Here is a 25,663-nt window from a genome sequence, read left to right as displayed (position 1 = left end):
ATTTACCCGTTAGATCTTCACCTTTATGCCTAGAATCTGCTCACCTCTCGTCTTGCTGATTTTTGCATCTTGAATGGTAACGGGTATATATAATTTCTTCTTATTACTTCAAAAACTGTCAAGTCACTACTCACCAAGACCTATGTTTGCATAGCGGCGGTACTGGTTATTGAACTTGTCACTGATCCTTTTATTTTATGTCAATATTTACTGGAATATTTTGCATGTTGATAGGCGAGTAAATAGTGTTAGCGATAGTTATGCTATAATAGAGAGGTGCCTATTATATTGATTTTAATGAAGAGTTATTCTTAATGCATCGAATTTTTTTGTCTGTTTTATTGTTGTTAGCAAGCATATACAGCTACGCAAATCCTATTATACAGATAGGTGCACCATTGCCTTTAACGGGGAAGCTATCCTTAGAAGCAGGAAAGCAGCAAAGAGGTTATGATCTTTGGGCTGAAATGGTTAATGAGGAAGGTGGTATTAAGGTAAATGGGGTCAATCATCGGGTTAAAATAACGTATTTTGATTATCAATCGGACTCAAAAAACGCGCGAAAAGCCGTGGAAACCCTGATCATTAAAAATAAAGTTAATTTTCTTTTTGCACCCTATGGATCTAAAGCTGCAAAAGAAGCTTCGCCAATAGCTGAAAAATATCATATCCCAATGATTGCCGTGACGGCCTCTTCCTTTCAAACTTATAGTCGAGGGCATAAATACATTTTCGGAATATTTACCCCCAATAAAACATTAATTGATCCACTCGTGCATTTAATCAAACAAACCTTGCCTCAAATTAATAGTGTTGCATTGATTGTACGTAAGGATCTTTTTCCTTTATCAATTGCGCGTGAGCTGATAAAAGCCGCTAAAAAAGAAGATATTAAAATTATTTTTTACCAACAGTACGCGATTGGAGCGCGAGAACATTCGGCGCTATTACAGAAATTAAAAACAGTAAATCCGGCTTGGATTGTTGCACTTGGTTATACATCTGATTTAGTTTTGCTGCGTAAGGAAATGTCAAAATTCGGTGTGACAGCTTCGTTATTGACGATGATTGCAGCTCCTGCATACCAAGAGTTTATCGAGGCCACAGGAGAGTTAGCTGAAAATATTACCAGTACGGGGTGGTGGTATCCTGCCGTTCAATATACAGGTAAAGATATTTTTGGCACAACGGCCAATTTTGTAACGCTTTTCCAAAAACGTTATGGGACATTACCTGATTATGTTGAAGCTTCTTCAGCTCTTGCTGGTGCGCTTTTTCAACTTGCTATCGAACGTTCAAATAGTATTAAAGGCGAGTTGGTCAGAGAGTCGCTTGCGCAAATTGATGAGACGACCTTTTGGGGCCCTATCAGATTTGGAAAAAACGGACAAAATAATGTATCTGCACCATTAGTTTTCCAAATTCAGAATGGTAAACCGGTTGTTATTTTTCCTTCAGATATTGCAACGGGCGCATTGAGATTAGGTATTAATTAATCGTTATATTTTACCTATAAAGTGATTGATACTCGAGTTTATTCAATTTGTTATCGAAAATAGAATAATCTTTTGAATTCCCGGTAGCTGTAAATTATTGTGATGTTTATTTAAACTAAATAAGAGAGGCAATAGCCTCGTTACATAGGCATTTTTACCCTTACATTAGGTTTTTATAAATGGAAATTAGAAGTAAAAAAGAATTAGTAGAATATGTTAACTACGGAAATAAAGTGAAATATGTCTTCTTTTGGGGGCACAAAAAGCCGGATGTTGGTATTTCTAAAACTTGTTTTTCACAATGGTATGATTCGCCATTTTCAGCTGATGGAAATAAATTTATCACCGCAGAACATTATATGATGTTCCACAAAGCGATGTTATTTAATGACGTTAACTCTGCGGAAAAAGTGTTACGCGCTAAAAATCCTGGTGAAGCAAAATCAATAGGTCGTGAAGTTTTAGGATTTAATGAAGAAATATGGTTAGCTAAAAGATTTGAAATTGTTGTAAAAGCAAATGTGGCAAAATTTCAAAGTAATGCGGCACTTAAGGAATTTTTGTTAAACACTCATCATCGAGTCCTCGTTGAAGCAAGTCCCGTAGACAAAGTGTGGGGAATTGGTTTAGCTGAGGATAATAAATCTTCCGAAAACCCTAACCTTTGGAAAGGTGAAAACCTATTGGGCTTTGCTTTAATGGAAACACGCAAAATTATTCAATCCTAGGAAGTACTCAAGTAATAAGGATAGGCGTTGTGTCGTCGACATATTTGTCTTTTGCAAGTAATGTAAATATGAATATTCAACTTATTGTTTTATAATAATTAATTTTATTATATGGCTGCTTTGTTAACGTAAGTTTAGACATTGCACCGCCTTGTTTTTATTCATGGATGAAATAAATGAAGTATGTGTGTCTTGCATTAAAATGGATATTTGGTGTGTTTTTTGTTCTGTTGGGTTTGCTCTTGATGGTTAAAACTCGATTAGGAGGAGGGGCCTTAATACTTATTTCTTTACTCTTACTTCCTCCAATTAGTCACTTTATTGGCAGAAAATTTAATAAAGTGGTATCCATTAAAATAGTAGTCCTATTAATTATTACGGTAATTATTATAAATTTAAGTGTATTAGTGAGCCAAGTAAAAGATGAAAAGGCTCGGGAACGCGCTCATCTTGAATGGCAAAGGAAAGCCATAGAAGCAGAAGCAATTAAACGCGGTAAGATTAAAGATTTGCAAAAAAGTAATCCATCTAGCATCGACGATGCAGCAGACCTTGTCCAACAAAACAATCCCCATGATCAAATAGACATAAAATCTGCAACACTAGGTGATAAGAATATATCGCTTAGTACGTTGAATACGGTGGTCTCGTTTACCAATGATATTTCATTAAACTGGGATCATAGTGTGATGAAGAAATATATAGCAGCTTCTAATTTTTTAAAAAATGAGGAGGCATACAAAAACTTATTTTCTAAACATTCCTACCTTGGAAAACTTAAACAATGCAAGAATTTTGCGAGTGTTGAAATTGAGCAATCGGATGTGTTTGTTATAAAACAGGATTGTGAATTTGAGAATGGCAACGCATTTATGCAACTTGTTTTTAAGCCCAAGGACTTAGAAAGTGAATTAATCGGAATGACAATGAAGGGGGAGGTGTTAAGCGAAGAATCAATTACCTGCGGTATACTCGGCCATAAAGAGAGTCATTATTACCTCAAAACTAATACATTAGATATTCCATATGTCACTGAAACCGAGTCCCCTGAATTTTCGTTTGGTTGCATAATAGAAAAAAGTGGCGATTTTGATGTTCATTACATGATTAAATCTTCAAAAAAAATTATTGATAACTTATCCGAGTTAAATATTCATCTTCCTACTTCAGAACGAAAAGCAATAGAAACTTCAACATTTCATTTTTCTGATGAAACTCATTTATCAATTACGTTAGACAATAGTGATGTGCCAGGTCCTTATGAAATCAATATATTTATTGATGGTAGACTGAGTAAGCAAGTGACATTCAACGTACAATAATACCGGTTAATGGTGGATAGTGTCGCTAATGGTTTACTTAGTTAAGCCTTATGCTAACAGTAAATCTATTTCAGTTTTCAGCACTTAAACCAGTTTTGTTTAACTGAGTTGAGCGGTAAGACTGAGTCATGTTGAATTAAAGTACCATTAAATTGAGAGGCTATCGGACAGGTTTTTCCAGCTGCGAGCATTAATGCTATTTCAACAGCTCGTTTAGTCATTTCTTGGATCGGCAAATAAACGGTGCTAAGTGAAGGGTGTGAGAAACGGCTCATGGGAATATTATCAATGCCGGCGACGGAAATCTGTTCTGGTACTGAAATACCTGCCTCGGTTAATGCTTTTAATGCACCTAATGCCATATCGTCATTGAAAGCAAAGACTGCACTGAAGGGGTCTTGGTTGCGAATTAATGTTTGGCAAGCATCGTAACCACCTTGAATTTCATAATTACTGTTAAGCACGATATTAGGGTTAAAGGAAATGGCATGACTTTTTAGTGTATCCCGATAGGCATTTAATCGTGTTTGACTTGACGGCCGATTCATTGGCCCAGTGATACAAGCTATTTTTCGATGGCCATAACTAATTAGGTTATTGAGCATCATTTGTACTGCTCCTGCTTGATTAAAGGTGACCGTATGAAAAAGAGGGGCTGAGAGTTGTCGGTTGATTAATACCAAAGGCACATTTAATTGTTGTTTAAGTTTAGTTAATTGCGCCTCCGACATTTTGCGACTGTATAAAACGATGGCATCACAGCGATGATCTTGCAAACGCTGTATTGCTTCGTATTCAAGGTCGGCATTATTATGTCCATCGGTTACCATTAATTCTTTATGTACGTGTTTCGCGCTGGCAGAGGTTTGTTTAAGTAGAGTGCTAAAATAGGCGTTTTGAAAGTCTGATACAACTAATCCGATGGTGTTTGTTTGGTTACGGGCTAAGCTTTGTGCAAGGCTATTAGGTCGATAACCGAGTTGTTCCATGGCTTTTTGAACAATATCTTTGGTCGATTGTTTAACTTGTCCCGTTCCATTGATAACGCGTGACACCGTGGTTTTAGAGACTCCTGCTAATTTGCATACATCGCCAATGGTACTCATTGATAATTCCTTTGAATGCATTGTTGGATAAGCGCTGTTGACCCCCATTTTTTTTTGATAAATAAGGTCAACAGATTTTAAACTATCTAAAATTTTTCAATCAATTAAAGGATAAATCAAAGATAGTTTAGTGGGATTTATTTATCTTGCAGTTTGCGGTGAACATCAATTAACTCTTCAATTAACTCTCTTGCTAACATAGCCGTCATTATATGGTCCTGTGCATGTACCATGATTAAGTTAACTTGTACGTTTCCGGTGCCTTGATCCATACCAATAAGTGCGGTTTGAACTTTATGAGCACGTTTAGAGGCCGCAGTTGCTTCTTCAAGTAATCCATCAACATCATCCCATTTACCTGCTTTTGCGGCATAAAGGGCTTGCATGGCACAGCTTTTTGATTCGCCTGCATTGATAATTAATTCCATTACTGTTTCTTCTAAATTATCAAGTGGGGATGCTGTTATTTGGTCAGTTGTTTGTGCTTGCATTATTTTCTCCTACTATTTTTATTCGGTGAGGGGAGTCAATTTATGGCTCCCATTATTATTTGTTTTATTATTTAATACTGCGTTTAAGCTGCGTCGGTTTCTTCTTGTTTGAGTAGTTCTTTTTCATATATTTTGAAGAACGGATAGTAAATGGCGATATCCAATGCGATTAATGCTAATACCAGTAAACCGTTACTTGGTATCCATCCCGCTGCCCAAGAGGCACCAATTGGCGCTGGTGCTGTCCAAGGAACCAGTGATACGGCTTTACCCACTAAATCGGTACTGACTGCAATATAAGCAATGGTGGCATTGATCATCGGTGCACCAATGAAGGGGAAAAACATGATTGGGTTCATTACAATCGGGCTACCGAAAATGACCGGTTCATTAATATTAAATATCGATGGCACGATACATAATTTTCCGATGGATTTTAGATGAACCGATTTACTACGAAGGTAGAGTAAAACTAACCCAAAGGTGGCACCAGAACCACCGACGACGATAAAGAAGCTCCAAAGAGGTTCAACAAAAGTGGCTGGTAATGCATTACCGGCAGCAAGTGCATCTTGATTTAAGCCGAGGTTAACTAACCAGAACGGCGACATAATACCTGCAACAATTGCAGCACCGTGAATACCAGCAAACCAAAGTGCATGGGCAATAAAAACAGCTAAAAGAATAGCGGGCAATGAATCCGATGCCGAAATTAAAGGTTTGAATACATCCATAATTGCTTCGGGGATAATCATGCCGAATTGTCCGTCGATAAATAAATTAACTGGGTAAATAGTTAATATTACGACCATAGCAGGAATTAACAGATCGAAGGATTGGCGAATTTTAGGTGGTACTTGCTCGGGTAATTTTATGCCAATATTCTTGTCTTTAAGAAAGCGGGTCAATTCAGTGACATAAATTGCAACAATAATAGTGGTAAAGATACCTGTACCACCCAGGAAAGAGGCGGATAATTTCCCGTCTTCCATGGGCGCTGCAATTAATAGAAAGGTCATTAGCGATAGCATCGACGTTGGAAAAGCGTCTAATTTATAATGTAGTGCCAGATTGTAGGCGATGCCGGCACTGATATAACAAGACATGATCCCCATGGACATATTGAAGGGAGTCATGATCTGGTCAAAGTAACGTTGCGACATTTCTATCCACCATTGACCAAATGCAAAGGTGGTGTCTGCGGAGAAGGGAGGGAAAGCAAATACCAATAGAAATGACCCAACGATCATAAAGGGCATTGCGCCAATAAATCCATCCCGAACTGCACCGATATGTCGCTGTGAAGCAAACGCACCGGCTACGGGAGCAATTTTATTTTCAATAAAATCGAAAAATACGTTAGACATGATATTCTCCTAATATTAACCAATCATGGTGAGTGCTTGGTCAAGAATTTTATCGCCCTTCATCATGCCATAATCCATCGCATTAATGACGCCAACGGGTTTACCAAGTGCATCGCCTTTCACTTTAAAGTCGGCTAATTTGTATTTAATTTGTGGGCCCAATAGGCAGCAATCGAATTCGGGTAGGGTGATTTCAAATTCATCCATTCCGACCGCAGTGATCTCTACATCAACTCCTTTATCGATGGCAGCTTGTTTCATTTTTTCGACGACCATACTGGTAGACATTCCGGCAGAACAACAAAGAAATATTTTTTTCATTGGATAACTCCTGATTAATGTAACGTGTTAGTACTTGTTTCGTTATTGGATGAAATGAGTATATCATATAAAATGGTACCGGTTTCCGAAACCGGTACCATTTGGTTTGAAATGTGAGCGATAGCAAAAAATTGTGCTACTTTATTAATGTGCTACCGATTAATATCACGATTTATTAATCAATGTATGTCGTTAAAGTGGCTAGCAGGCCATATTAATACTTATTATTAATTTTCTTTAGCAGAGAGGGCATTCATTTAATCCGTTACCGTCATCAATGTTTTTCCTTCGGCGATGAAGTTTAGGTTAAAGGGAGCATATTATTAATAAAATAAGTATCACTCATTTTGATTAAGTAACCTTAATTCTGGATAAGCTAAAGCTAAAGCTAAAGCTAAAGCTAAAGATACAGTACTGTATGAAATATTTTTTAAGTGATTGATACTTAGATTTATTTCGCTTCCGTTATCCAGAGCTGAGGTTAAGAGAAATGTAAACAACCTTAATTTTGTATGGATTTATAATTGAGGTAAAAGGATCAAATAATGGAATCGGTATTAACACAATGTTTTACTCTAGGGGAATGTCCTCGCTGGGATGAAAAAAAGCAAATGCTATGGTGGGTTGATATAATTAATCAACAGCTACATGGTTTCAATAGTCAGAGTGGAGAGCATATATTTAGGCAGTTTTCAGAGGAAATAGGGTGCTTTGCTCTCTGTGAATCAGGAGGATTTATTTTAGCGGGAAGTTCTGGATTTTGGCGGGTTGATAGTTTTAATGGTCCGATGCAACATTTGAATGATCCAGAGTCGGATTTTCCGCGTCATCGCTTTAACGATGGTCGTTGTGATAAACAAGGGCGTTTTATTGCTGGGACAATGAATCCCGATAAAAACGACACGTTTGGGCAGTTTTATCAAATCAATGCAATGCATCAAATAAAACGCTTGATTGGACGGAGTTGGACTTGTAATGGTCTAGCATTCAGTCCTGATGGTACTACATTATATTGGTCAGATACCCCGCAGCGTTCAATCTATCAATGTGATTATGATGTACAAACGGGTATAGCAACTAATCAACGTCTATTTTATCAAGTCTCTGATAATAAAGGCCGACCCGATGGTGGTAGTGTTGATAGTTTGGGGAATTACTGGAGTGCTTTATATGGTGGCGGAGAAATTTTGTGTATTAGTCCCGATGGGCGATTATTGCAGGAATTAACTGTGCCCGTGACTAATCCAACAATGGTGACCTTTGGTGGTGTTGATTTACAAACCATGTATATAACCAGTGCCAATCAGCAGTTAAGTGAGCAGCAATTGAAGGCTAATCCCTTAGAAGGAAGTTTGTTACGTTATCGTGCTCCTTATCCAGGGATTATTGAGTCACGGTTTGCTGGATAGTGTTGGAGAGCTCTTCTCGGTTAAGAAGAGCAGCCTTCATTAATTGTTCGATTTGATCAGAGCTTGATACCAATAGAAGCTTTTTTTCTTAGATCGCTTTAATGTTTTTAGATCAAATTCGTCGCGATCAACATGAATAAAACCGTAGCGTTTAACACAGCCTTGATGGGTACTAACAAGGTCAATCGCTGACCATGGACAATAACCAAACACCTCAACACCGTCTTCGATTGCATATTTAATTTGTTCAATATGCTGAGTTAAATAATTGATCCGGTAGTCATCATTAATGCTGCCATCGGCTTCAATTTTATCAAATGCACCAAGGCCATTTTCTGTCACAATCAGTGGTAATGTATAACGTTCGTAAATTTCTCGGAAGGTATTGCGAAAGCCAACTGGGTCTATTTCCCAACCAAATTCATTAACCACTAAGTTGGGATTAGACGTACCCTTAAACAACCCTTTTTCGCCGATAACAATTTGTTGGTCGCCAGTAGAATTGGCAAAGTCATCGCTGGTGGCTTCAGCAACGGTCGCTGTGTTGTAATAGTTAAAGGCAATAAAGTCTGGCTTAGCTTTGGCCATTAACACCATATCCCCTTCGGCAATAATAGGCAGTGCATTGCGTGCTTTAAGGTAGCTCCATGCAATATTATTGTAGCGGCCGTGAACTGCCATATCGAGGTATAACCAATTTCGAATTGATGCGCAGTTACTTGCTGCTAAAATATCTTCGGGTCTTGAAGAAGCAGGGTAGATGGCTGAAATATTGGGAGCTGGGCCAATTTTAGCGGTGGGTAACATCTCATGACACAGTACCATGGCTTTTGCTTGCGCTAGTAACATATGATGATTTTGTTGGTAAAGATCCTGTAATGGATTTTCATTATCATTATTTGCGGCTGTCCCAATTGCATCGCCGTGCAAGATCATCATATTTTGTTCATTGATTGTTAGCCAATAGGTAACCCGATCACCAAAATATTCAAATAAAATTTTACTGTAATTTGCAAATGCATCAACCGTTGTTCTATTTGACCATCCACCTTTTATCGCTAGTGCATAGGGAAGGTCAAAGTGGTACATGGTAACAATAGGAATAATGTCATTGGCAATTATTTCATTAATTAAATCGTTATAAAATGCAATGCCTTTCATGTTTATTTCGCCGTCACCATCAGGAAAAATTCGGGTCCAAGCGATAGAAAATCGATAGGCTTTTAATCCAAGTTCGGCAAATAGCTTAATGTCTTCTTTATAACGATGATAATGATCACTGGTGACTTTAAAATCGGTTGTGCCTTCAACAATCGGTGCCATATCGATAACCGAAGGGCCTTTTCCATCTTCATTCCAAGCTCCTTCAACTTGATAAGCAGAAGTTGAAGCTCCCCATAAAAAACTTTTTGGGAAGTTATCTAACGCAATAGTAGACATTGTAATTTCCTCACAATTTAAATTGATATATAACAACAAACTAATCGAAATTTTTATGAATTCAGAATAAAATTAAATAAGGTATTCATCAAATGCAACCGGTTTCATTTGTGATCGTTATCTCAAGAAGTTGTTGATATTCATGTTAATTAAGCAAAAAGTAGTACTAGAATGTTTAAAAAACTTGTCGACAAAGATAAGATAGGAAGTTGCATTAATGTTTGTTGTGTTTTAACGTGTTTATCTTTTTTAAGTATTATATGAATTTATACCTTGCGAATAGTATCAGTTTCACTGAGTAAGTATTCAGTATATTAAGCTATTCGATTGAGCTTTATTATCGACTTGATTACATTAATACTTTATTGCGAATAATGTATAAATTTTGTAAGTTATAAGATTTTATTTATTATCAGCTTGTTGTGATTTTAAATTGGTTAAGTTTGATAGATGAGTGTTGTATATATTCATCTACGGAGAATTTTTGTGATAAATATCCTGTTGGTCGATGACCATGAATTAGTTCGAACAGGGATTAGCCGTATCATTGATGATGTTCGAGGCATGAAAGTAATAGGAGAAGCAGAAAGCGGAGAAGAGGCTGTAAAATGGTGTCGTAGTAATGTACCGGATGTGGTGTTACTCGATATGAATATGCCGGGCATTGGTGGGCTAGATGCCATGCACCGTATTTTGCGGATTAATGAAGATATTAAAGTAATAATGCTAACCATGCATACGGAAAATCCTTTTCCTTCCAAGGTTATGCAAGCAGGTGCCGCTGGTTATTTAAGTAAATGTGCGTGCCCTGATGAAGTGTTGAATGCGATTCGCTCTGTTCATGCAGGACAACGTTATCTCGCACCTGAGATAGCCCAACAAATGGCGCTTTCTCAAATTTCCCCTGCCGCAGAAAATCCATTTGGTTCACTCTCGGAAAGAGAGTTGCAAATTATGATGATGATAACGAAAGGGCAACGTGTCACCGATATCTCTGAACAATTAAGCTTGAATTCAAAAACCATTAATAGCTACCGCTATCGGTTATTTGATAAATTAGGCGTTCATGGTGATGTTGAGCTAACCCACCTAGCTATTCGCTATGGCATGCTTGATGCTGATACGCTTTAATTTTTTAGATGAGATGGATATGGCACCTATGGGTGTCATTTTTTTATGAGTGTATTTTCTTCCGAAGCTTTTTTAAAAACCGTTACCAATGAGCCGGGTGTCTATCGTATGTTTGACGATAGCAAAACGGTGATTTATGTCGGTAAAGCTAAAAACCTAAAAAAACGATTGTCTAGTTATTTTAGTCTGACCCAAAAACATCCTAAAACGTTGGCATTAGTTAGCCATATTGCGAATATTGAAGTGACGGTGACGTTTACTGAAACCGAGGCATTGATCCTCGAGCATAATTTTATTAAGCAATATAAACCTAAATATAATGTGTTACTACGTGATGATAAATCTTACCCGTATTTATTTATTAGCGATCATAAACATCCACAATTAACCATGGTACGCGCACAAAATAAAAAACGTAAAGGTACTTATTTCGGGCCTTACCCTAGTGGTGGCGCGGTGCGAGAAAGTTTATTGTTGATGCAAAAGTTATTTCCGATTCGACAATGCGAAGACAGTTATTATAGCAACCGCTCCCGGCCTTGTTTGCAATATCAATTAAAGCGCTGTTTAGGTCCCTGTGTTGATGCCATGAGTGAGCAAGAATATAAACATCAAGTTGAGTTAGCGAGTGATTTTTTACTGGGTAAAAGTAAAGAAGTCATTAGTGAACTTGTGGCTGAGATGGAAACTGCTAGTGATGCACTCGAATTTGAGAAAGCGGCAGTGCGTCGCGATCAAATTAAGTCGTTACAAAAAGTACAAGAGCAACAGTGGGTGAGTGGTGACATTGAACAACTTGATGTGCTTGGGATGGTTTACGAGCAAGGTGTGGCCAGTTTCCATATGTTGTTTATTCGTCAAGGGCGTATTTTAGGTAGTCGCAATTATTTTCCTAAAATTCCGCGTAATGCGAGTAAAGATGAAATATTAACTGCCTTTTTAAGTCAATTTTATTTATCTGGGCAAAATGGGCGAACCATGCCTAAAGAGATTCTATTAAGTGAAGACTTTCCTGAACGTGATATTTTTTCTGAACTGTTCTCGGAATACTGTGGATATAAAACAGTATTAAAAATTGATGTTCGTGCAGAACGTTCAAAATTTATTAAACTCGCGCATACCAATGCAAAAATTGCCCTACAAACACACCTTAGTCAGAAAAAAAATATTCTGCAACGCTACCAGTTACTCGAAGAAAAACTCGATTTAAGTGCGCCGATACAACGTATGGAGTGTTACGATATTTCCCATATGATGGGAGAGAAAACAGTGGCATCATGTGTGGTCTTTAATCGTGAAGGGGCCAATAAATCTGCTTATCGACGATTTAATATTACCGGGATAACGCCAGGTGATGATTATGCTGCGATGGCTCAAGCACTCGCGCGTCGTTTTAAAGAAGTACAATCTCCTGAAAATGTGCCTGATATTATTTTTATTGATGGTGGAATAGGGCAATTACAGCAAGCGGAAAATATTGTTAATTCCTTAGAAGAGAATTTTCCTGGAAAATATCCTCTATTGATTGGTATTGCGAAGGGCGTGACACGTAAGGCGGGACTGGAAACTTTAATTATGGCGGAAACACATGAAATCTTAGAGCTTTCTGACGATTCTCCTGCATTACATCTAATCCAGCAAATTCGCGATGAATCGCACCGTTTTGCGATTATGGGCCATCGCCAACAACGTGATAAAAAGAGACGTACAAGTAGTTTAGAAGGCATTGCGGGGGTTGGTGTAAAACGTCGTCAGGATCTGCTCAACTATTTTGGTGGTATTCAAGGGGTAAAATCGGCAGGCGTGGATGATTTAGCAAAAATCCCTGGGATAAGTTACCCATTGGCAGAGAAAATTCATGAAGCGCTGCATTCTTGAGGTAACATAAGGATATATTTTAGAATTATCCGAGTTAACTATTTGCATTGAGAAACAATAAAATGCAAAAATAGACTTATGCTCAAAGTGTTATGACAATATGTCTGGCGATTTGAGGATCAGTTATATTTAAGGACATATTAATGCTTAACATCCCCAATATTTTAACGGGCTTTCGAATTTTCTTAATCCCCATTTTTGTTGTACTTTATTATTTACCGTTAACTTGGGCAAGCGAAGCGGCAGCCTTTATCTTTTGTATGGCCGGACTGACAGATGCATTAGATGGTTATTTAGCAAGAAAATTAGACCAGCAAACGTCCTTTGGTGCTTTTCTTGATCCCGTTGCAGATAAAATAATGGTCGCGGTCTCTTTAGTGATGATTGTTGAACATTATGCCATTATTTGGATTACTATCCCCGCGATGGTGATGATCTGTCGCGAAATTATTATTTCAGCTTTACGTGAATGGATGGCCGAACTTGGTAAACGTGCCAGTGTGGCGGTATCTTGGATCGGTAAATTTAAAACCACTGCACAAATGCTTGCTTTGTTCCTATTAATTTGGCAACACTCGATTGAAATGGAATGGATTGGTTTTGCGTTCTTATATATTGCGACTATTCTAACCCTTTGGTCTATGTTTGTTTATTTGAAAGCGGCTTGGCCAGCATTGAGTGAAAATTAATAACTAATTGTTTGATAAGTGATTGCTCCGTTTAAAAAAACGGCGAACAGCAGGCAAACTGTAAAAAACAACAAAAATAATGTTGACTCATTTCTGATTATCATTAGAATGCCAATCCATCGAAAGGGAAAGCAGATAATTGTTAACCTTAAGATGAATTAAAATATGTGATGCGGTACTAGCTCAGTTGGTAGAGCACGACCTTGCCAAGGTCGGGGTCACGAGTTCGAGTCTCGTGTACCGCTCCAAATTTTAAAAGAGCATTACGTGCTTATTTTTTTAGAGCACGACCTTGACCATAATAGTCGGGGGCATGAGATTTTGTGGTTTCATGTAGCACAAGTTATATTGGCGGAATGGCAGAGTGGCCATGCAGTGGATTGCAAATCCATCTATCTCGGTTCGACTCCGGGTTCCGCCTCCAATAACTTAGAGATTTGCCCGGGTGGTGGAATCGGTAGACACAAGGGATTTAAAATCCCTCGCTTTCTGAGCGTGACGGTTCAAGTCCGTCTCCGGGCACCAATTCCATAAAATAGCATAACGCTGTTTTATACAAAGTTTTAAGCGGTACTAGCTCAGTTGGTAGAGCACGACCTTGCCAAGGTCGGGGTCACGAGTTCGAGTCTCGTGTACCGCTCCAAATTTTAGAAGAGAGCACGACCTTGACCATAATAGTCGGGGGCATGAAGTTTTATAGTTTCATGTAGTAGTTTAAGATAGTTAAATAAATATATTAGCTTGCTGATATAGCTACATTACGTAGCACAAGTTATATTGGCGGAATGGCAGAGTGGCCATGCAGTGGATTGCAAATCCATCTATCTCGGTTCGACTCCGGGTTCCGCCTCCAATAACTTAGAGATTTGCCCGGGTGGTGGAATCGGTAGACACAAGGGATTTAAAATCCCTCGCTTTCTGAGCGTGACGGTTCAAGTCCGTCTCCGGGCACCAATTCAATAAAAAAACCAACTTTCGAGTTGGTTTTTTTATATCTAAAATTCAGTATTAAAGCAGTTAGAGTAACGCATTTTTACTTATACCGTGCATTAAGGCTGAAAATATTGATACCAATTTCGCTAACTATCTACTTTAAAGTTTAGATTAGTTATTTGCTACAATTGGTATTAAGCATTTTATCTATGATTATTCTGCTGAAAAATGGATATCACGGTAATAGGCTGTTGCAGAAAGTTTACTATTATCGGTATCCGTCATTAAGGCTACGGCATCAATATAACGGTAGGCTTTCTCATTTGCTTTATCGCTTCCTTTATCACCGAATTGTGCAATCATATCCGCGTATACATCACGTTTTTCGGTATACCATGTAGATGTATCACTTGCCTTGCCTTGAACGGCTAACATCTTTGCGTTATCGCCCACAAAGGCATTATCCCATGTGCTTCCTTTTGCTTGGTTACTTGACCAAACATAATTCAATGCTAGTGATTTCCAAACCTGCCAACCACCATCTTTAACAATATAAAGCCTTGCTGAATAATCATCGCCATCTTTACTTGTTTCGGTTAAATTGGGTAAACGATTATCGATGCGCCATGACCAAGTGATATAAGGTGTCTTTTTTAGATCTATTTTTTGTTCTTTGGCTATACCCGATGCCGACGCATTACTGAATGCTTTAAGTGTTGGCGTATTGTCTAAGTCAATGACTGAGTATTCAGTTGTTCCTGCAAATGATTTAGCTGTCCAGTTAGTTAAACTTTTTGATTCAAAATCAGAAATATTAACTTGTTCAGCGGAAAAAACGGAAGGGCTAAAAGCAAAGCTAATTAAAAGTAGACTATTTTTTATTTTCATATGTTTTCCCAATCGGTTAGTAAAATAAGTGATTAATTAGATTAATAATATAGAAAGGGGTTTTAGAAAATAAATTTCATTTAACGCATAAAAAAAGTGCTAGGGCAGCACTTTTTCTCATTATTCTTCAATGTGATGATGAATCTTTTTATTCAACTTCACCGCAGAAACGATAACCTTCACCATGAATAGTTGCAATAATTTCAGGTGTATTTGGGATACTTTCGAAGTGTTTACGTATACGACGGATCGTAACATCAACGGTACGGTCATGGGATTTTAGTTCACGGCCAGTCATTTTCATTAACAGGTCTTCACGCGTTTTTATTTTACCAGGCGCTTCGATAAGTAATTGCATTGCTCTGAATTCACTACGAGGCAATTTAAAGACATCACCATGCGGGCTAACTAAAGAACGGCTATCTGCTTCTAATGTCCAACCATTAAACTTATAATTTTGAATAACAGGTGCCGTTTCTTCTGCCGCTGCAGATTCAGCCATTGTACGAGTAAGTAGGTTACGCGTACGAATTGTTAATTCACGCGGATTAAAAGGTTTAGTGATATAGTCATCCGCACCAATTTCCAGGCCTAAAATTTTATCGACTTCATTATCTCGTCCTGTGAGGAAAATAAGAGCGATATTTTGGTTTTTACGTAATTCGCGTGCAAGTAATAAACCATTTTTACCGGGTAAATTAATGTCCATAATAATAAGGTGAATGGTATGATTTTTCACAATTTCATTCATTTCTTCACCATCGCTAGCCTGCAGTACATTATAACCTTCGGCTTCAAAGACGCTTTTTAATGTGTTTCGCGTGACTAATTCGTCTTCAACGATCAAAATGTTAGGTGTAGACATGAAAACTCCTTTATGGATACGATAATTTTTCAACTTTCCCTATTAATTTTGGTGTAAATTAAATGTAAATAAGGGCCGGTCGAAATTAGTGCGTTGTAATGAAATAACTATAATTGCTTAACATTAAGATAACAACAGAAAAGTTGTTATCTTAGGATATAAACAAATTATTATTGATATGCATCAAAAGCTTGCGTTGTAAATACGGAGATTTTATTTTTAGTTCATAATTACATGTTGTTATTTATCAACTAAAAATAAAATTTCAAGTGTTAATATTTGACTTCGCTTTGTTAACGGAGAAATTGTTCTTTTTATAAAGAAAACCGAGAGAACTAAACAGTCATCTGTTTCCGTCAAGATAAAGCTTTGTTATGATGTCCTTTTACTATTCAAGTATTATTATTAGAATACCGAACACGATTATGGTTTATGTTTTATTTCATCAATTTAACTTTGTCTCAGATTATTTATCTGGGGTTCTTGGTTACGTTAAATTAATGAAATAAATCAAGTTTTTTGGGACCCGCGATTCAGTTGCGGGTTTTTTGTATTACAGCAGGGATCGTTTACATGCGCGTACTTAAATTTGGCGGCACTTCATTAGCAAATGCCGAACGTTTTAATCAAGTTGCAGATATTGTTATCAATAATCAGCAACAGTCTCAGATTGCTTTAGTTTTATCGGCACCTGCAGGCGTGACCAATAACCTGGTTGCACTTGTTGATAAAACCAGTAAAGGGTTATCCGCAGATAGCCATTTAACCGATATTCAACGTATTTTTGCTGAGTTAATTCAAGGATTAAAGAATACCTACGAAGAATTTGCGGATGATCTACTTAAAACTGTTTTTGAACAGGAATTATCACATCTTAGTAATTTGCTTGAAGGTGTGCGTCTATTAGCGCAATGTCCACCTAGTATTGAGGCACAGATTTTATCGAAGGGCGAACGTCTTAGCATTGCTTGCATGAAGCAATTATTAATAAGTCGTGGTCATCAAGTTGAGGTGATTAAACCACAGGATAAATTAATTTGTTATAAAGGTGGGTATCTCGAGGCGCAAATTGACATTGAAGCGTCTAGAACGCGATTGACTAAACAACCTATTATTCGCAACGCCATTTATTTAATGCCTGGCTTTACAGCGGGTAATGAGCAAGGTGAAACTGTTGTACTGGGGCGTAATGGTTCTGACTATTCTGCTGCAGTATTGGCCGCTTGCTTAAAAGCAGAGTGTTGCGAAATTTGGACGGATGTAGACGGTGTCTATAGCTGTGATCCAAGATTAGTTAAAGATGCTAAATTATTAAGCGAACTTAGCTATGCAGAAGCGATGGAGCTTTCTTATTTTGGTGCGAAGGTGTTACATCCAAAAACCATTGGGCCAATTGCACAACATGCTATCCCTTGTTTGATTAAAAACACCCATAACCCACAAGCTAGAGGGACACTAATTGGTTCGGAACAATCCGATCAAGAATTACATGTCAAAGGGATTTCTGATCTAAAAGGGTTAAGTATGTTAAGCCTTTCAGGTCCGGGAATGAAAGGGATTGTTGGCATGGCTGGGCGTATTTTTGCCACTATTTCACGTGCCGGTGTGTCGATTATTTTAATCACTCAGTCTTCATCGGAATACAGTTTAAGTTTTTGTATTCCTTCTCGTGATACTAAGAAAACCCTGCGTGTGCTAAGCGATGAATTTTCACTTGAATTTAAAAATAACCTATTAGGCAATATTGATGTTGTCGAAAATCAAGCGATTGTGTCACTTGTCGGCGATGGGATGAAGAAAACCAAAGGGGTTGCTGCCCGTTTCTTAACGGCATTGACTGAATCGTCAATAAATATTGCGGCGATTGCTCAAGGCTCTTCAGAGCGTTCAATTTCTGTTGTAGTTGATGAAGATAAAGCCCAGGAAGCGGTTATTGCTTGCCATCAAAAATTCTTTGGTAGTGTGCAATACATTGATATGTTCTTAATTGGCTGTGGTGGCGTTGGCGGTGCATTAGTTGATCAAGTCTTCCGACAACAAGCCCGCTTAGCTGAACGCAATATTCAAATTCGTGTTTGTGGTATTGCGAATAGTCGTGTGATGTTAATGAATGAGCAAGGTATTGAACTAGATAATTGGCGTGAGCAGTTGAAAGACGCTACTCAACCACTTTCATTACAAAATATGCAGTCATTAGTTAATGACTCTCATATTATTAACCCTGTGATTGTAGATTGTACAAGTAATGATGCCATTGCGGCACGTTATGTTGACTTTTTAAGTGCAGGTTTCCATGTGGTGACTGCGAATAAAAAAGCCAATACAAGCAGTATGAATTATTACCAACAGCTTCGTTTAACAGCCCTAATGAAACGACGTAAATTCCTATATGATACCAATGTAGGGGCAGGTTTACCGGTTATTGAAAATATGCAAAATCTATTCAATGCGGGTGACCAATTAATTACATTTAATGGTATTTTATCGGGGTCGCTATCCTTTATCTTTGGTAAATTGGACGATGGTTTATCCTTTTCAGATGTGACGACTCAAGCGCGTGAAATGGGTTTTACAGAACCAGATCCGCGTGATGATTTAAGTGGTACCGATGTGGCGCGTAAATTGTTAATTCTTGCGCGTGAAGCGGGAATGGAATTGTCGTTAGATGATGTCGAAGTAGAACAAGCATTACCACCTGGTTTCGATGATACAGGTACCGCAGATGAATTTATGGCGCGTTTGCCTGAAGCGGATGCATACTTTAAAGAGTTACAAGAAAAAGCCGATGAAAAAGGCCAAGTACTGCGTTATATCGGTAGTATTGAAAATGGTAAATGTAAATGTAGCATTAAAGCAGTAGATGCAGATGATCCTCTTAATAAAGTTAAAGATGGAGAAAATGCATTGGCCTTTTATAGCCAATATTATCAACCTATCCCACTTGTTCTTCGTGGTTATGGAGCGGGCACAGAAGTTACTGCAGCAGGTGTGTTTGCTGATGTATTACGTACGTTAAACTGGAAGCAGGAATTTTAAAATGCCTGTTAAATTTTATATAAATAGCGCCGCTAAGCAAAATTGTGAAGGCAATTTTTCTGTCATGCGCACAACTGTAAACATTCAGAAACAGGAGTTTTAAATGAGTGTTGTAGCATATGCACCTGCCTCGACCGCTAATGTCAGTGTAGGTTTTGATGTATTAGGTGGTGCATTAGCGCCAATTAGCGGTGAATTACTCGGCGACCGAGTGAGAATATCCAAGGGTGATTACGGTTTTTCTTTGGAATGTATTGGACGCTATGCGCACAAACTTCCCCCCGAAGCAGATAAAAATATTGTGTATCAATGTTATCTTGGCTACGAAGCTGCGATTGCAAAGCTTAATAAGAAAATTTTAGCGGTTACGATGACGCTAGAAAAAAACCTACCCGTAGGCAGTGGATTAGGTTCAAGCTCAAGTTCTATTGTTGCTGCGCTTGAAGCATTAAATGCATGGCATGATTATTTACTCGATGAAAACACAATGTTGGCATTGATGGGGGAAATGGAAGGGCAAATAAGCGGCAGTGTTCATTATGATAATGTTGCCCCTTGTTACCTTGGTGGTATGCAATTAATGATTAATGAAGGCGATGTTATAAGCCAGACCATTCCCTCATTTAAAGAATGGTACTGGGTCGTTGCATATCCGGGTATTACTATCTCAACTTCAGCTGCACGTAATATTTTACCTGCGCAATATCGTTTAAGTGATGCATTGACCTATGGGCGCCGCCTTGGTGCTTTTGTGCATGCGAGTTATAGCAATCAGCCTGAGTTAGCGGCAAAAATGCTTAAGGATGTTATCGCTGAACCCTATCGTTCACAGTTGATTCCTGGCTTTAAGGAAGCTCGACTTGCAGCTGAACAAAGTGGTGCATTAGCAATGGGAATATCTGGTTCAGGACCAACGGTGTTTGCCGTTATGAACGATCTTGAACGAGCTGAATCTTTACAAACTTGGTTAACAGAAAACTTTCTTCAGAATGATGAAGGATTTTGTCATATATGTCGTCTTGATGAACAGGGCGCACGCGTGTTAGGAACAGAACTATGAATTTATACAACATCATCGATAACAGTGAACAAGTCAGCTTTCAACAAGCTGTTAAGCAAGGGTTAGGACGTGGCCAAGGGTTATTTTTCCCAGAGACAATCACGCCACTTGATAATATCGATGAATTATTAGCAATGAACCTAGTGGATCGCTCTGCGGAAGTCTTATCGCACCTTATTGGTGATGAGCTTAGTAAAGAAGCAATTCATGGTATTGTTGCAAATGCATTTACCTTCGAAGCACCCGTTAAAAAAGTAACTGATCAAATTAGTGCATTAGAATTATTTCACGGTCCAACATTAGCCTTTAAAGATTTTGGTGGCCGTTTTATGGCGCAATGTTTAGCGCAATTTAACGATGACGGTAAAATTACAATTTTAACTGCAACATCTGGTGATACAGGGGCTGCAGTTGCTCATGCTTTTTATGGTATGGAAAATATCAACGTAGTTATCCTTTATCCAAAAGGTAAAATTAGCCCTTTACAGGAAAAGCTTTTCTGTACACTCGGCGGTAATATTACAACCGTTGCTATTGAAGGGACATTTGATGACTGTCAGGCAATGGTTAAAAAAGCGTTTGATGATCAGGAATTAAAACAAGCAATTGGTTTGAACTCTGCAAATTCAATTAATATCAGTCGTTTATTAGCACAAATTTGTTATTACTTTGAAGCATTTGCTCAATTAGATGCTGCACAACGCAATAACTTAGTTGTTTCTGTACCAAGTGGTAACTTTGGCGATTTAACTGCTGGTTTATTAGCAAAAGCATTGGGCTTACCAATTAAACGTTTTATTGCGGCAACCAATGAAAATGATACGGTACCACGCTATCTTGCCGAAGGCACTTGGTCACCAAAACCAACAATTGCGACACTTTCAAATGCAATGGATGTAAGTCAACCAAATAACTGGCCGCGTATTGAAGAGTTATTTAAAGTAAAAGGCTGGTCTTTATCTGAATTAGGTTACGGTAAGTTGAGCGATGAAGAAACTAAATCAGTATTAAAAGATTTAGATAAATTAGGTTACCTATGTGAGCCTCATGGGGCAATTGCTTACAGTGAGTTAACCAAACAACTTAAAGATGATGAAACAGGTTTATTCTTATGCACTGCACATCCTGCTAAGTTTAAAGAAAGTGTTGAAGCTATTTTAGGCCGTGACATCTTTATTCCAGAAGCATTAGCTTCGCGTGCGGATTTAGATTTACTGTCTAAAGAGTTTCCCGTTGATTTTGCAAAAGTACGTGAATTATTAATGTCTTTATAAACACCATGAAGGAGTGATACCTCTCTGATTAATTCTATATTTTTTGATATAAAATCGATACAAGAGGTAGTTTTGAAATAAAAAAAAGCGTCATAGCACGCTTTTTTTTTAGGAGTTCAAATGGGTAAAGTATTAAACGATCTTTTAGATCAGCTTAGTTTAGAGAAGCTAGAAGCAAATCTATTCCGAGGTAATAGCCAAGATCTTGGCTTAGGAGTGGTTTTCGGTGGTCAGGTAATGGGCCAAGCTATTTCTGCTGCTAAGGCAACCGTTCTTGAAGAATATCGTGTTCATTCTTTTCATTCGTACTTCCTGTTAAAAGGAGATACGAGTTTACCAATTGTTTATGATGTTGAGCGAATACGAGATGGTCGTTCGCTTTCAACGCGCCGTATTAAAGCGGTACAGAATGGTAAAGCTATTTTTTTTATGACGGCATCCTTTAAAGCTAAGGAGCCAGGTTTTGAACATCAAGATACGATGCCCGATGCACCACCACCTGAAGAGTTAATTTCTGAACAGGAAATGGCATTATTGCATTCAGATATTTTACCTGATTTTATTTGTAAGACTTTGGTTGCTGAAAAACCAATCGAGATGCGACCAGTGACACTTATTAATCCTGCTGATCCCGATAAAGTTGAGCCAAAACGACTAATTTGGCTTAAGGCAAATGGAAAAATGCCAGACGAGCCGTTTATTCATCGTTATCTGTTGGCTTATGCCTCTGACTTTAATTTTTTACCAACGGCACTGCAGCCTCATGGTGTTTCCTATTTCACTGAAGGCGTACAAATGGTCACGATTGATCATTCCATGTGGTTCCATAATGATTTTCATTTAAATGATTGGTTATTATATGCGGTTGAAAGCCCTGTAGCATCCGATGGCCGAGGTTTAGTACGAGGTCAATTTTTTACGCGTGATGGTGTTTTGGTGGCTTCGACAATTCAAGAAGGGTTGATTCGTAAGAAGAAAAATTAATTATTTTTGATTAACGGGTATAAAAAAGGGAAGTATTAACTTCCCTTTTTTGTTTCTAAACACAAAGTAGTAATACTATTATAGTGTTTCAGTAAATGTACGAGTTAATACATCTTGTTGTTGTTCAGGAGTTAGTGAGTTAAAACGTACTGCATAACCAGAAACACGGATTGTTAATTGTGGGTATTTTTCTGGATGTTTAACTGCATCTTCTAATGTTTCACGACGTAAAACATTAACATTAAGGTGTTGACCACCTTCTTGAATTGATGGTGCTTGTACAGCAATTTCTTTATATTCAATATCACCTAAATCGGCAATAGATACAACTTGATCTTCTTCGTAAGCATTATCTTTAACACACAGACAACGTGCTTGAGAGTTTGCTTCGTCTAATAACCAAAAAGAGTTAAGTAGAGATGAATTGTCAGATTTAGTAATTTGAATTCCTAAAGCCATGATATGCTCCTTACATTAGTAGTGATTGAGAAAGTTAAAACAAAGTTAAAGAATTTAGTTTTTAACCTCTTTCTTTAAGATGGGTTTATTATATGAACAAAAATAATTGATGTAAATCAAAAACCACATTTTTTTTGTAGTTTTAAATCAACTATCATTGATTGATGTCAATGCATTTTCTGAAAGTGTTGTTTTTATTGGGTTTTAATGTTTATTTGGTTAATAATTACCATCTAATAATAACCACTATTTTTACATTTTTATAATTTATTTTTAACATTAATTCTTAATAACCATTATTTAAAGATGGTTATTGTGTCTATTTGTTAAAATATAATCTCCTTAGGAAATAATATGAGTTGGAAAGCATTTCTAGAAAATCAAGCACAATTGCCTTATTTCATTACATTACAAAAATTCTTGGAAGAGGAAGAATTGTTAGGGAAAACCATTCTTCCTCCTAAAGCATTACGTTTTAATGCGTTAAAGTTAACGCCATTAGACAGTGTTAAGGTGGTTATATTAGGTCAAGATCCCTACCATGGTGTCGGACAATCCCATGGGTTGAGTTTTTCAGTGCCAGAAGGGGTTAAAGTTCCGCCTTCATTACGTAATATTTATAAAGAGTTAGCACAAAGCATCCCTGAATTTAAAATACCCGAATCGGGGAACCTAGAACATTGGGCTAAACAAGGTGTATTAATGATTAATTCAGTATGGACTGTCGAAAAAGGGCTTGCTGGCAGTCATGCAGGGAAAGGATGGGAAACATTTACCGATAATGTGATTAGTGAAATAAATAATGTGCAGGATAATGTTATATTTTTATTATGGGGAAGTTATGCTCAAAAAAAATCGCGACTCATTGACCTTACCAAGCACAATATATTGACCTCTGTGCATCCTTCTCCATTATCAGCATATCGTGGTTTTTTCGGATGTAATCATTTTAATCAAGTGAATGATATTTTAATTCAGAAAGGGAAGTCGATTATTCATTGGTAAGCGATTTGTATTATTTTTGAAGTAATAATGTATTATGTGAACTGTTTATTAGGTTTATTTTTGTTAAATCATTTATACTAAATGTTGTTTTTTTCATCAATAGAGTGCTAATTATGCTAAAGATTATTAAGAATGATCATATTAATATAAGTCGACTTTTGAAGTTATTAACAAAACATATCTCGTCACTTGAAATGGATCAGCAGATAGATTACCGGGTTACCAAATCAATTATTAATTACCTTCGCACTTATTCTGATAAATATCATCACCCCCTGGAAGATTTTATTTATGATTATTATTCAGCACATCATGAACAATCTAAAGAAGATAACCTTCGATTACATGAAGAGCATAAGCATTTGAAAAAAGTAACCGTTGAATTAGATGAATTATTGAATATGGTATTACTTGATGCGATTGTGCCTAAAAATGAGTGCATAGAAAAATTGCAGAATTTTGTGGATTTACAAGTCAATCATATGAATTATGAAGATCAACGTTTATTGCCTGCGATAGAAAAGAGTTTTACACCCGACGATTGGTTGAATATTGAACAACAATGGAAGCATAATGCCCATCATGATCCTTTATTTGGTAGTGATATTGCGGATCAATATAAAAAACTAGCAGCCGCAATTGAGCAAGAATAGTTACTGTTGAGCCGGATTATTGTAGTTTACTTCTTACTAAATAGGTGGCGGCAGTCAAACTAACAAATGCCACCATGATCATGGGAATAAGATGTTCAATAATAATATTCGCGGGTATCGCTTTTAAAAAGGTGCCTTGAACGATGATGAGATAATGGGTTAGCGGCACCCAATATGCGACGTGTTGTAATGCGTTTGGCATATTGGCGACGGGGGTGGAAAATCCAGATAATAGAATCAATGGAACGGCAAGGGCAAAACAACCTAAAATTGCCTGCTGCTGAGTAGTTGATATTGCTGAAAAACAGAGTCCAACGGCTGATATTGACAGCATAAATGTAAATAATGCGACTTCTAATAGAAATAAAGAACCGACAAAGGGAACTGAAAAAATCACCACTCCCGCAGTAATCATTAAATTTCCCAATACCATACCAATCACAATGGGCGGGAATAATTTTGCTAAAATAATTTCACTACTGCTTGCGGGGGAAACAAGGAGTTGATCAAAGGTTCCTAATTCTCTTTCTCTTGCAATACTTAACCCGGTTAATAGCAGGGAGATAATCATGGCTAATACTCCCGATAAACTCGGCACCACATACCATTGATAAGATAGGTTTGGGTTAAACCAATGTCTTTCAATTACCGGAGAAACTGGCTTTGATAATGTCAGTTTTTCGGTTATAAATTGATTACTTATTTGTTGAATATAGTTCATTGCAATTTGTGCTGCATTTGCCCGTCTGCCATCGGCGATCACTTGTAAATGTGGTAATTCTTTTTGTGCTAATTGCGCTGAGAAATTTTGAGGAATTGTCACATTGAGTATCGCTTTTCTTTGATCTAATACCGCTGTTAATTGTTGTTGGCTATATATTGGTATTATTTTTCTTACCATATACGAGTGGGATAGTTTATCAATATAGGCTTGTGAGTAACTACCTGTATCCTGATTAAATACTGCGATGGTGGCATTATCGACTTCTAGGGTAATCGCGTAGGAGAAAATAAATAGCTGCGCGAGCGGTGGGCCGATTAAAATAATACGGGTTTTCGAGTCGCGTAGAATACTTAAAAACTCTTTGATTATTTGTGCGAAAAGGATACTAAACATGATTTTCCTCT

General features: G+C 37.5%; 22 protein-coding genes and 6 tRNA genes. 19 read left to right on the top strand and 9 right to left on the bottom strand.

The window, feature by feature from the left end:
* The first annotated feature begins 314 nt into the window (after nt 1-314).
* The 3 genes from ACR30L_RS13150 (at nt 315) to ACR30L_RS13140 (ending at nt 3,546) form a co-directional block, all read left to right on the top strand.
* Nucleotides 315-1,496: an amino acid ABC transporter substrate-binding protein gene (locus tag ACR30L_RS13150; protein ID WP_435234705.1), complete on the top strand. Its 1,182-nt coding sequence runs from the start codon at nt 315-317 to the stop codon at nt 1,494-1,496.
* Nucleotides 1,497-1,675: 179 nt separating this feature from the next.
* Entirely contained in the window at nt 1,676-2,224 is a 549-nt protein-coding gene (locus ACR30L_RS13145) for an NADAR family protein (protein ID WP_435234704.1), read from the top strand.
* A 185-nt stretch (nt 2,225-2,409) separates the two neighbouring features.
* Nucleotides 2,410-3,546: a hypothetical protein gene (locus tag ACR30L_RS13140; protein WP_435234703.1), complete on the top strand. Its 1,137-nt coding sequence runs from the start codon at nt 2,410-2,412 to the stop codon at nt 3,544-3,546.
* A 77-nt stretch (nt 3,547-3,623) separates the two neighbouring features.
* Here the strand turns inward: ACR30L_RS13140 and ACR30L_RS13135 are convergent, their stop codons facing one another.
* From ACR30L_RS13135 to ACR30L_RS13120, 4 genes are all read right to left on the bottom strand, one after another.
* Entirely contained in the window at nt 3,624-4,652 is a 1,029-nt protein-coding gene (locus ACR30L_RS13135) for a LacI family DNA-binding transcriptional regulator (protein WP_435234702.1), read from the bottom strand.
* 137 nt (nt 4,653-4,789) lie between these two features.
* Entirely contained in the window at nt 4,790-5,143 is a 354-nt protein-coding gene (locus tag ACR30L_RS13130) for a PTS lactose/cellobiose transporter subunit IIA (RefSeq protein WP_435234701.1), read from the bottom strand.
* An 83-nt stretch (nt 5,144-5,226) separates the two neighbouring features.
* Nucleotides 5,227-6,510, bottom strand: coding sequence for a PTS sugar transporter subunit IIC (locus ACR30L_RS13125; RefSeq protein ID WP_435234700.1), 1,284 nt, complete (start codon nt 6,508-6,510; stop codon nt 5,227-5,229).
* A 15-nt stretch (nt 6,511-6,525) separates the two neighbouring features.
* The gene (locus ACR30L_RS13120) at nt 6,526-6,831 is read right to left on the bottom strand and encodes a PTS sugar transporter subunit IIB (protein ID WP_435234699.1); all 306 of its coding nucleotides are present in this window, start codon (nt 6,829-6,831) and stop codon (nt 6,526-6,528) included.
* Nucleotides 6,832-7,376: 545 nt separating this feature from the next.
* On the opposite strand from ACR30L_RS13120, the gene ACR30L_RS13115 reads away from it, so the two are divergent.
* On the top strand, nt 7,377-8,240 hold the full coding sequence (locus ACR30L_RS13115) for an SMP-30/gluconolactonase/LRE family protein (RefSeq protein ID WP_435234698.1): 864 nt from the start codon (nt 7,377-7,379) through the stop codon (nt 8,238-8,240).
* Between the two features lie 39 nt (nt 8,241-8,279).
* Here ACR30L_RS13115 and ACR30L_RS13110 read toward each other — a convergent pair whose 3' ends face one another.
* Complete coding sequence (locus ACR30L_RS13110) at nt 8,280-9,680, bottom strand: glycoside hydrolase family 1 protein (RefSeq protein WP_435234697.1); 1,401 nt, start codon at nt 9,678-9,680, stop codon at nt 8,280-8,282.
* A 486-nt stretch (nt 9,681-10,166) separates the two neighbouring features.
* Here ACR30L_RS13110 and uvrY point away from each other — a divergent pair, with 486 nt between their 5' ends.
* The 9 genes from uvrY to ACR30L_RS13065 all read left to right on the top strand — a co-directional run bounded on the left by uvrY (nt 10,167) and on the right by ACR30L_RS13065 (nt 14,332).
* Nucleotides 10,167-10,811 (top strand): UvrY/SirA/GacA family response regulator transcription factor, encoded by a 645-nt coding sequence (uvrY, locus tag ACR30L_RS13105; protein WP_435234696.1) that lies wholly within the window; start codon nt 10,167-10,169, stop codon nt 10,809-10,811.
* 45 nt (nt 10,812-10,856) lie between these two features.
* Complete coding sequence (uvrC, locus tag ACR30L_RS13100) at nt 10,857-12,689, top strand: excinuclease ABC subunit UvrC (protein WP_435234695.1); 1,833 nt, start codon at nt 10,857-10,859, stop codon at nt 12,687-12,689.
* Nucleotides 12,690-12,832: 143 nt separating this feature from the next.
* The gene (gene pgsA / locus ACR30L_RS13095; RefSeq protein ID WP_435234694.1) at nt 12,833-13,378 is read left to right on the top strand and encodes a CDP-diacylglycerol--glycerol-3-phosphate 3-phosphatidyltransferase; all 546 of its coding nucleotides are present in this window, start codon (nt 12,833-12,835) and stop codon (nt 13,376-13,378) included.
* 172 nt (nt 13,379-13,550) lie between these two features.
* Nucleotides 13,551-13,626, top strand: a tRNA-Gly gene (locus ACR30L_RS13090).
* Between the two features lie 102 nt (nt 13,627-13,728).
* A tRNA-Cys gene (locus ACR30L_RS13085) sits at nt 13,729-13,802 on the top strand.
* Nucleotides 13,803-13,817: 15 nt separating this feature from the next.
* A tRNA-Leu gene (locus ACR30L_RS13080) sits at nt 13,818-13,903 on the top strand.
* A 42-nt stretch (nt 13,904-13,945) separates the two neighbouring features.
* Nucleotides 13,946-14,021, top strand: a tRNA-Gly gene (locus tag ACR30L_RS13075).
* Nucleotides 14,022-14,157: 136 nt separating this feature from the next.
* A tRNA-Cys gene (locus tag ACR30L_RS13070) sits at nt 14,158-14,231 on the top strand.
* A gap of 15 nt (nt 14,232-14,246) precedes the next feature.
* Nucleotides 14,247-14,332 (top strand) — tRNA-Leu (locus ACR30L_RS13065).
* Between the two features lie 192 nt (nt 14,333-14,524).
* On the opposite strand, the gene ACR30L_RS13060 is transcribed toward ACR30L_RS13065, so the two are convergent.
* Together ACR30L_RS13060 and arcA are read right to left on the bottom strand one after the other, a co-directional pair.
* Nucleotides 14,525-15,199 carry a DUF3047 domain-containing protein gene (locus tag ACR30L_RS13060; RefSeq protein ID WP_435234693.1) on the bottom strand — a complete coding sequence of 225 codons (675 nt, stop codon included), beginning with the start codon at nt 15,197-15,199 and terminating at the stop codon, nt 14,525-14,527.
* Nucleotides 15,200-15,347: 148 nt separating this feature from the next.
* Nucleotides 15,348-16,064 (bottom strand): two-component system response regulator ArcA, encoded by a 717-nt coding sequence (arcA, locus tag ACR30L_RS13055; RefSeq protein ID WP_435234692.1) that lies wholly within the window; start codon nt 16,062-16,064, stop codon nt 15,348-15,350.
* Between the two features lie 573 nt (nt 16,065-16,637).
* On the opposite strand from arcA, the gene thrA reads away from it, so the two are divergent.
* The 4 genes from thrA to tesB all read left to right on the top strand — a co-directional run bounded on the left by thrA (nt 16,638) and on the right by tesB (nt 22,418).
* Nucleotides 16,638-19,100, top strand: a complete 2,463-nt coding sequence (thrA, locus tag ACR30L_RS13050; RefSeq protein WP_435234691.1) for a bifunctional aspartate kinase/homoserine dehydrogenase I — start codon at nt 16,638-16,640, stop codon at nt 19,098-19,100.
* A gap of 103 nt (nt 19,101-19,203) precedes the next feature.
* Nucleotides 19,204-20,160, top strand: coding sequence for a homoserine kinase (thrB, locus tag ACR30L_RS13045; protein WP_435234690.1), 957 nt, complete (start codon nt 19,204-19,206; stop codon nt 20,158-20,160).
* On the top strand, nt 20,157-21,434 hold the full coding sequence (thrC, locus tag ACR30L_RS13040) for a threonine synthase (protein ID WP_435234689.1): 1,278 nt from the start codon (nt 20,157-20,159) through the stop codon (nt 21,432-21,434). Before thrB ends, thrC begins: the two co-directional genes overlap by 4 nt.
* Nucleotides 21,435-21,554: 120 nt before the next feature.
* Complete coding sequence (gene tesB / locus ACR30L_RS13035) at nt 21,555-22,418, top strand: acyl-CoA thioesterase II (RefSeq protein WP_435234688.1); 864 nt, start codon at nt 21,555-21,557, stop codon at nt 22,416-22,418.
* A gap of 78 nt (nt 22,419-22,496) precedes the next feature.
* Here tesB and grcA read toward each other — a convergent pair whose 3' ends face one another.
* Nucleotides 22,497-22,877: an autonomous glycyl radical cofactor GrcA gene (grcA, locus tag ACR30L_RS13030; protein ID WP_435234687.1), complete on the bottom strand. Its 381-nt coding sequence runs from the start codon at nt 22,875-22,877 to the stop codon at nt 22,497-22,499.
* Nucleotides 22,878-23,231: 354 nt separating this feature from the next.
* Here grcA and ung point away from each other — a divergent pair, with 354 nt between their 5' ends.
* Entirely contained in the window at nt 23,232-23,882 is a 651-nt protein-coding gene (gene ung, locus ACR30L_RS13025; RefSeq protein WP_435234686.1) for a uracil-DNA glycosylase, read from the top strand.
* Nucleotides 23,883-23,995: 113 nt separating this feature from the next.
* Nucleotides 23,996-24,535: a hemerythrin domain-containing protein gene (locus ACR30L_RS13020; RefSeq protein WP_435234685.1), complete on the top strand. Its 540-nt coding sequence runs from the start codon at nt 23,996-23,998 to the stop codon at nt 24,533-24,535.
* Nucleotides 24,536-24,551: 16 nt separating this feature from the next.
* Here ACR30L_RS13020 and ACR30L_RS13015 read toward each other — a convergent pair whose 3' ends face one another.
* Nucleotides 24,552-25,652 (bottom strand): ABC transporter permease, encoded by a 1,101-nt coding sequence (locus tag ACR30L_RS13015; RefSeq protein WP_435234684.1) that lies wholly within the window; start codon nt 25,650-25,652, stop codon nt 24,552-24,554.
* Between the last annotated feature and the right edge of the window lie 11 nt (nt 25,653-25,663).

Source organism: Psychromonas saccharinae (assembly GCF_051201515.1).
Classification (GTDB): domain Bacteria; phylum Pseudomonadota; class Gammaproteobacteria; order Enterobacterales; family Psychromonadaceae; genus Psychromonas.
This window is presented reverse-complemented; position numbering and strand designations above follow the sequence as displayed.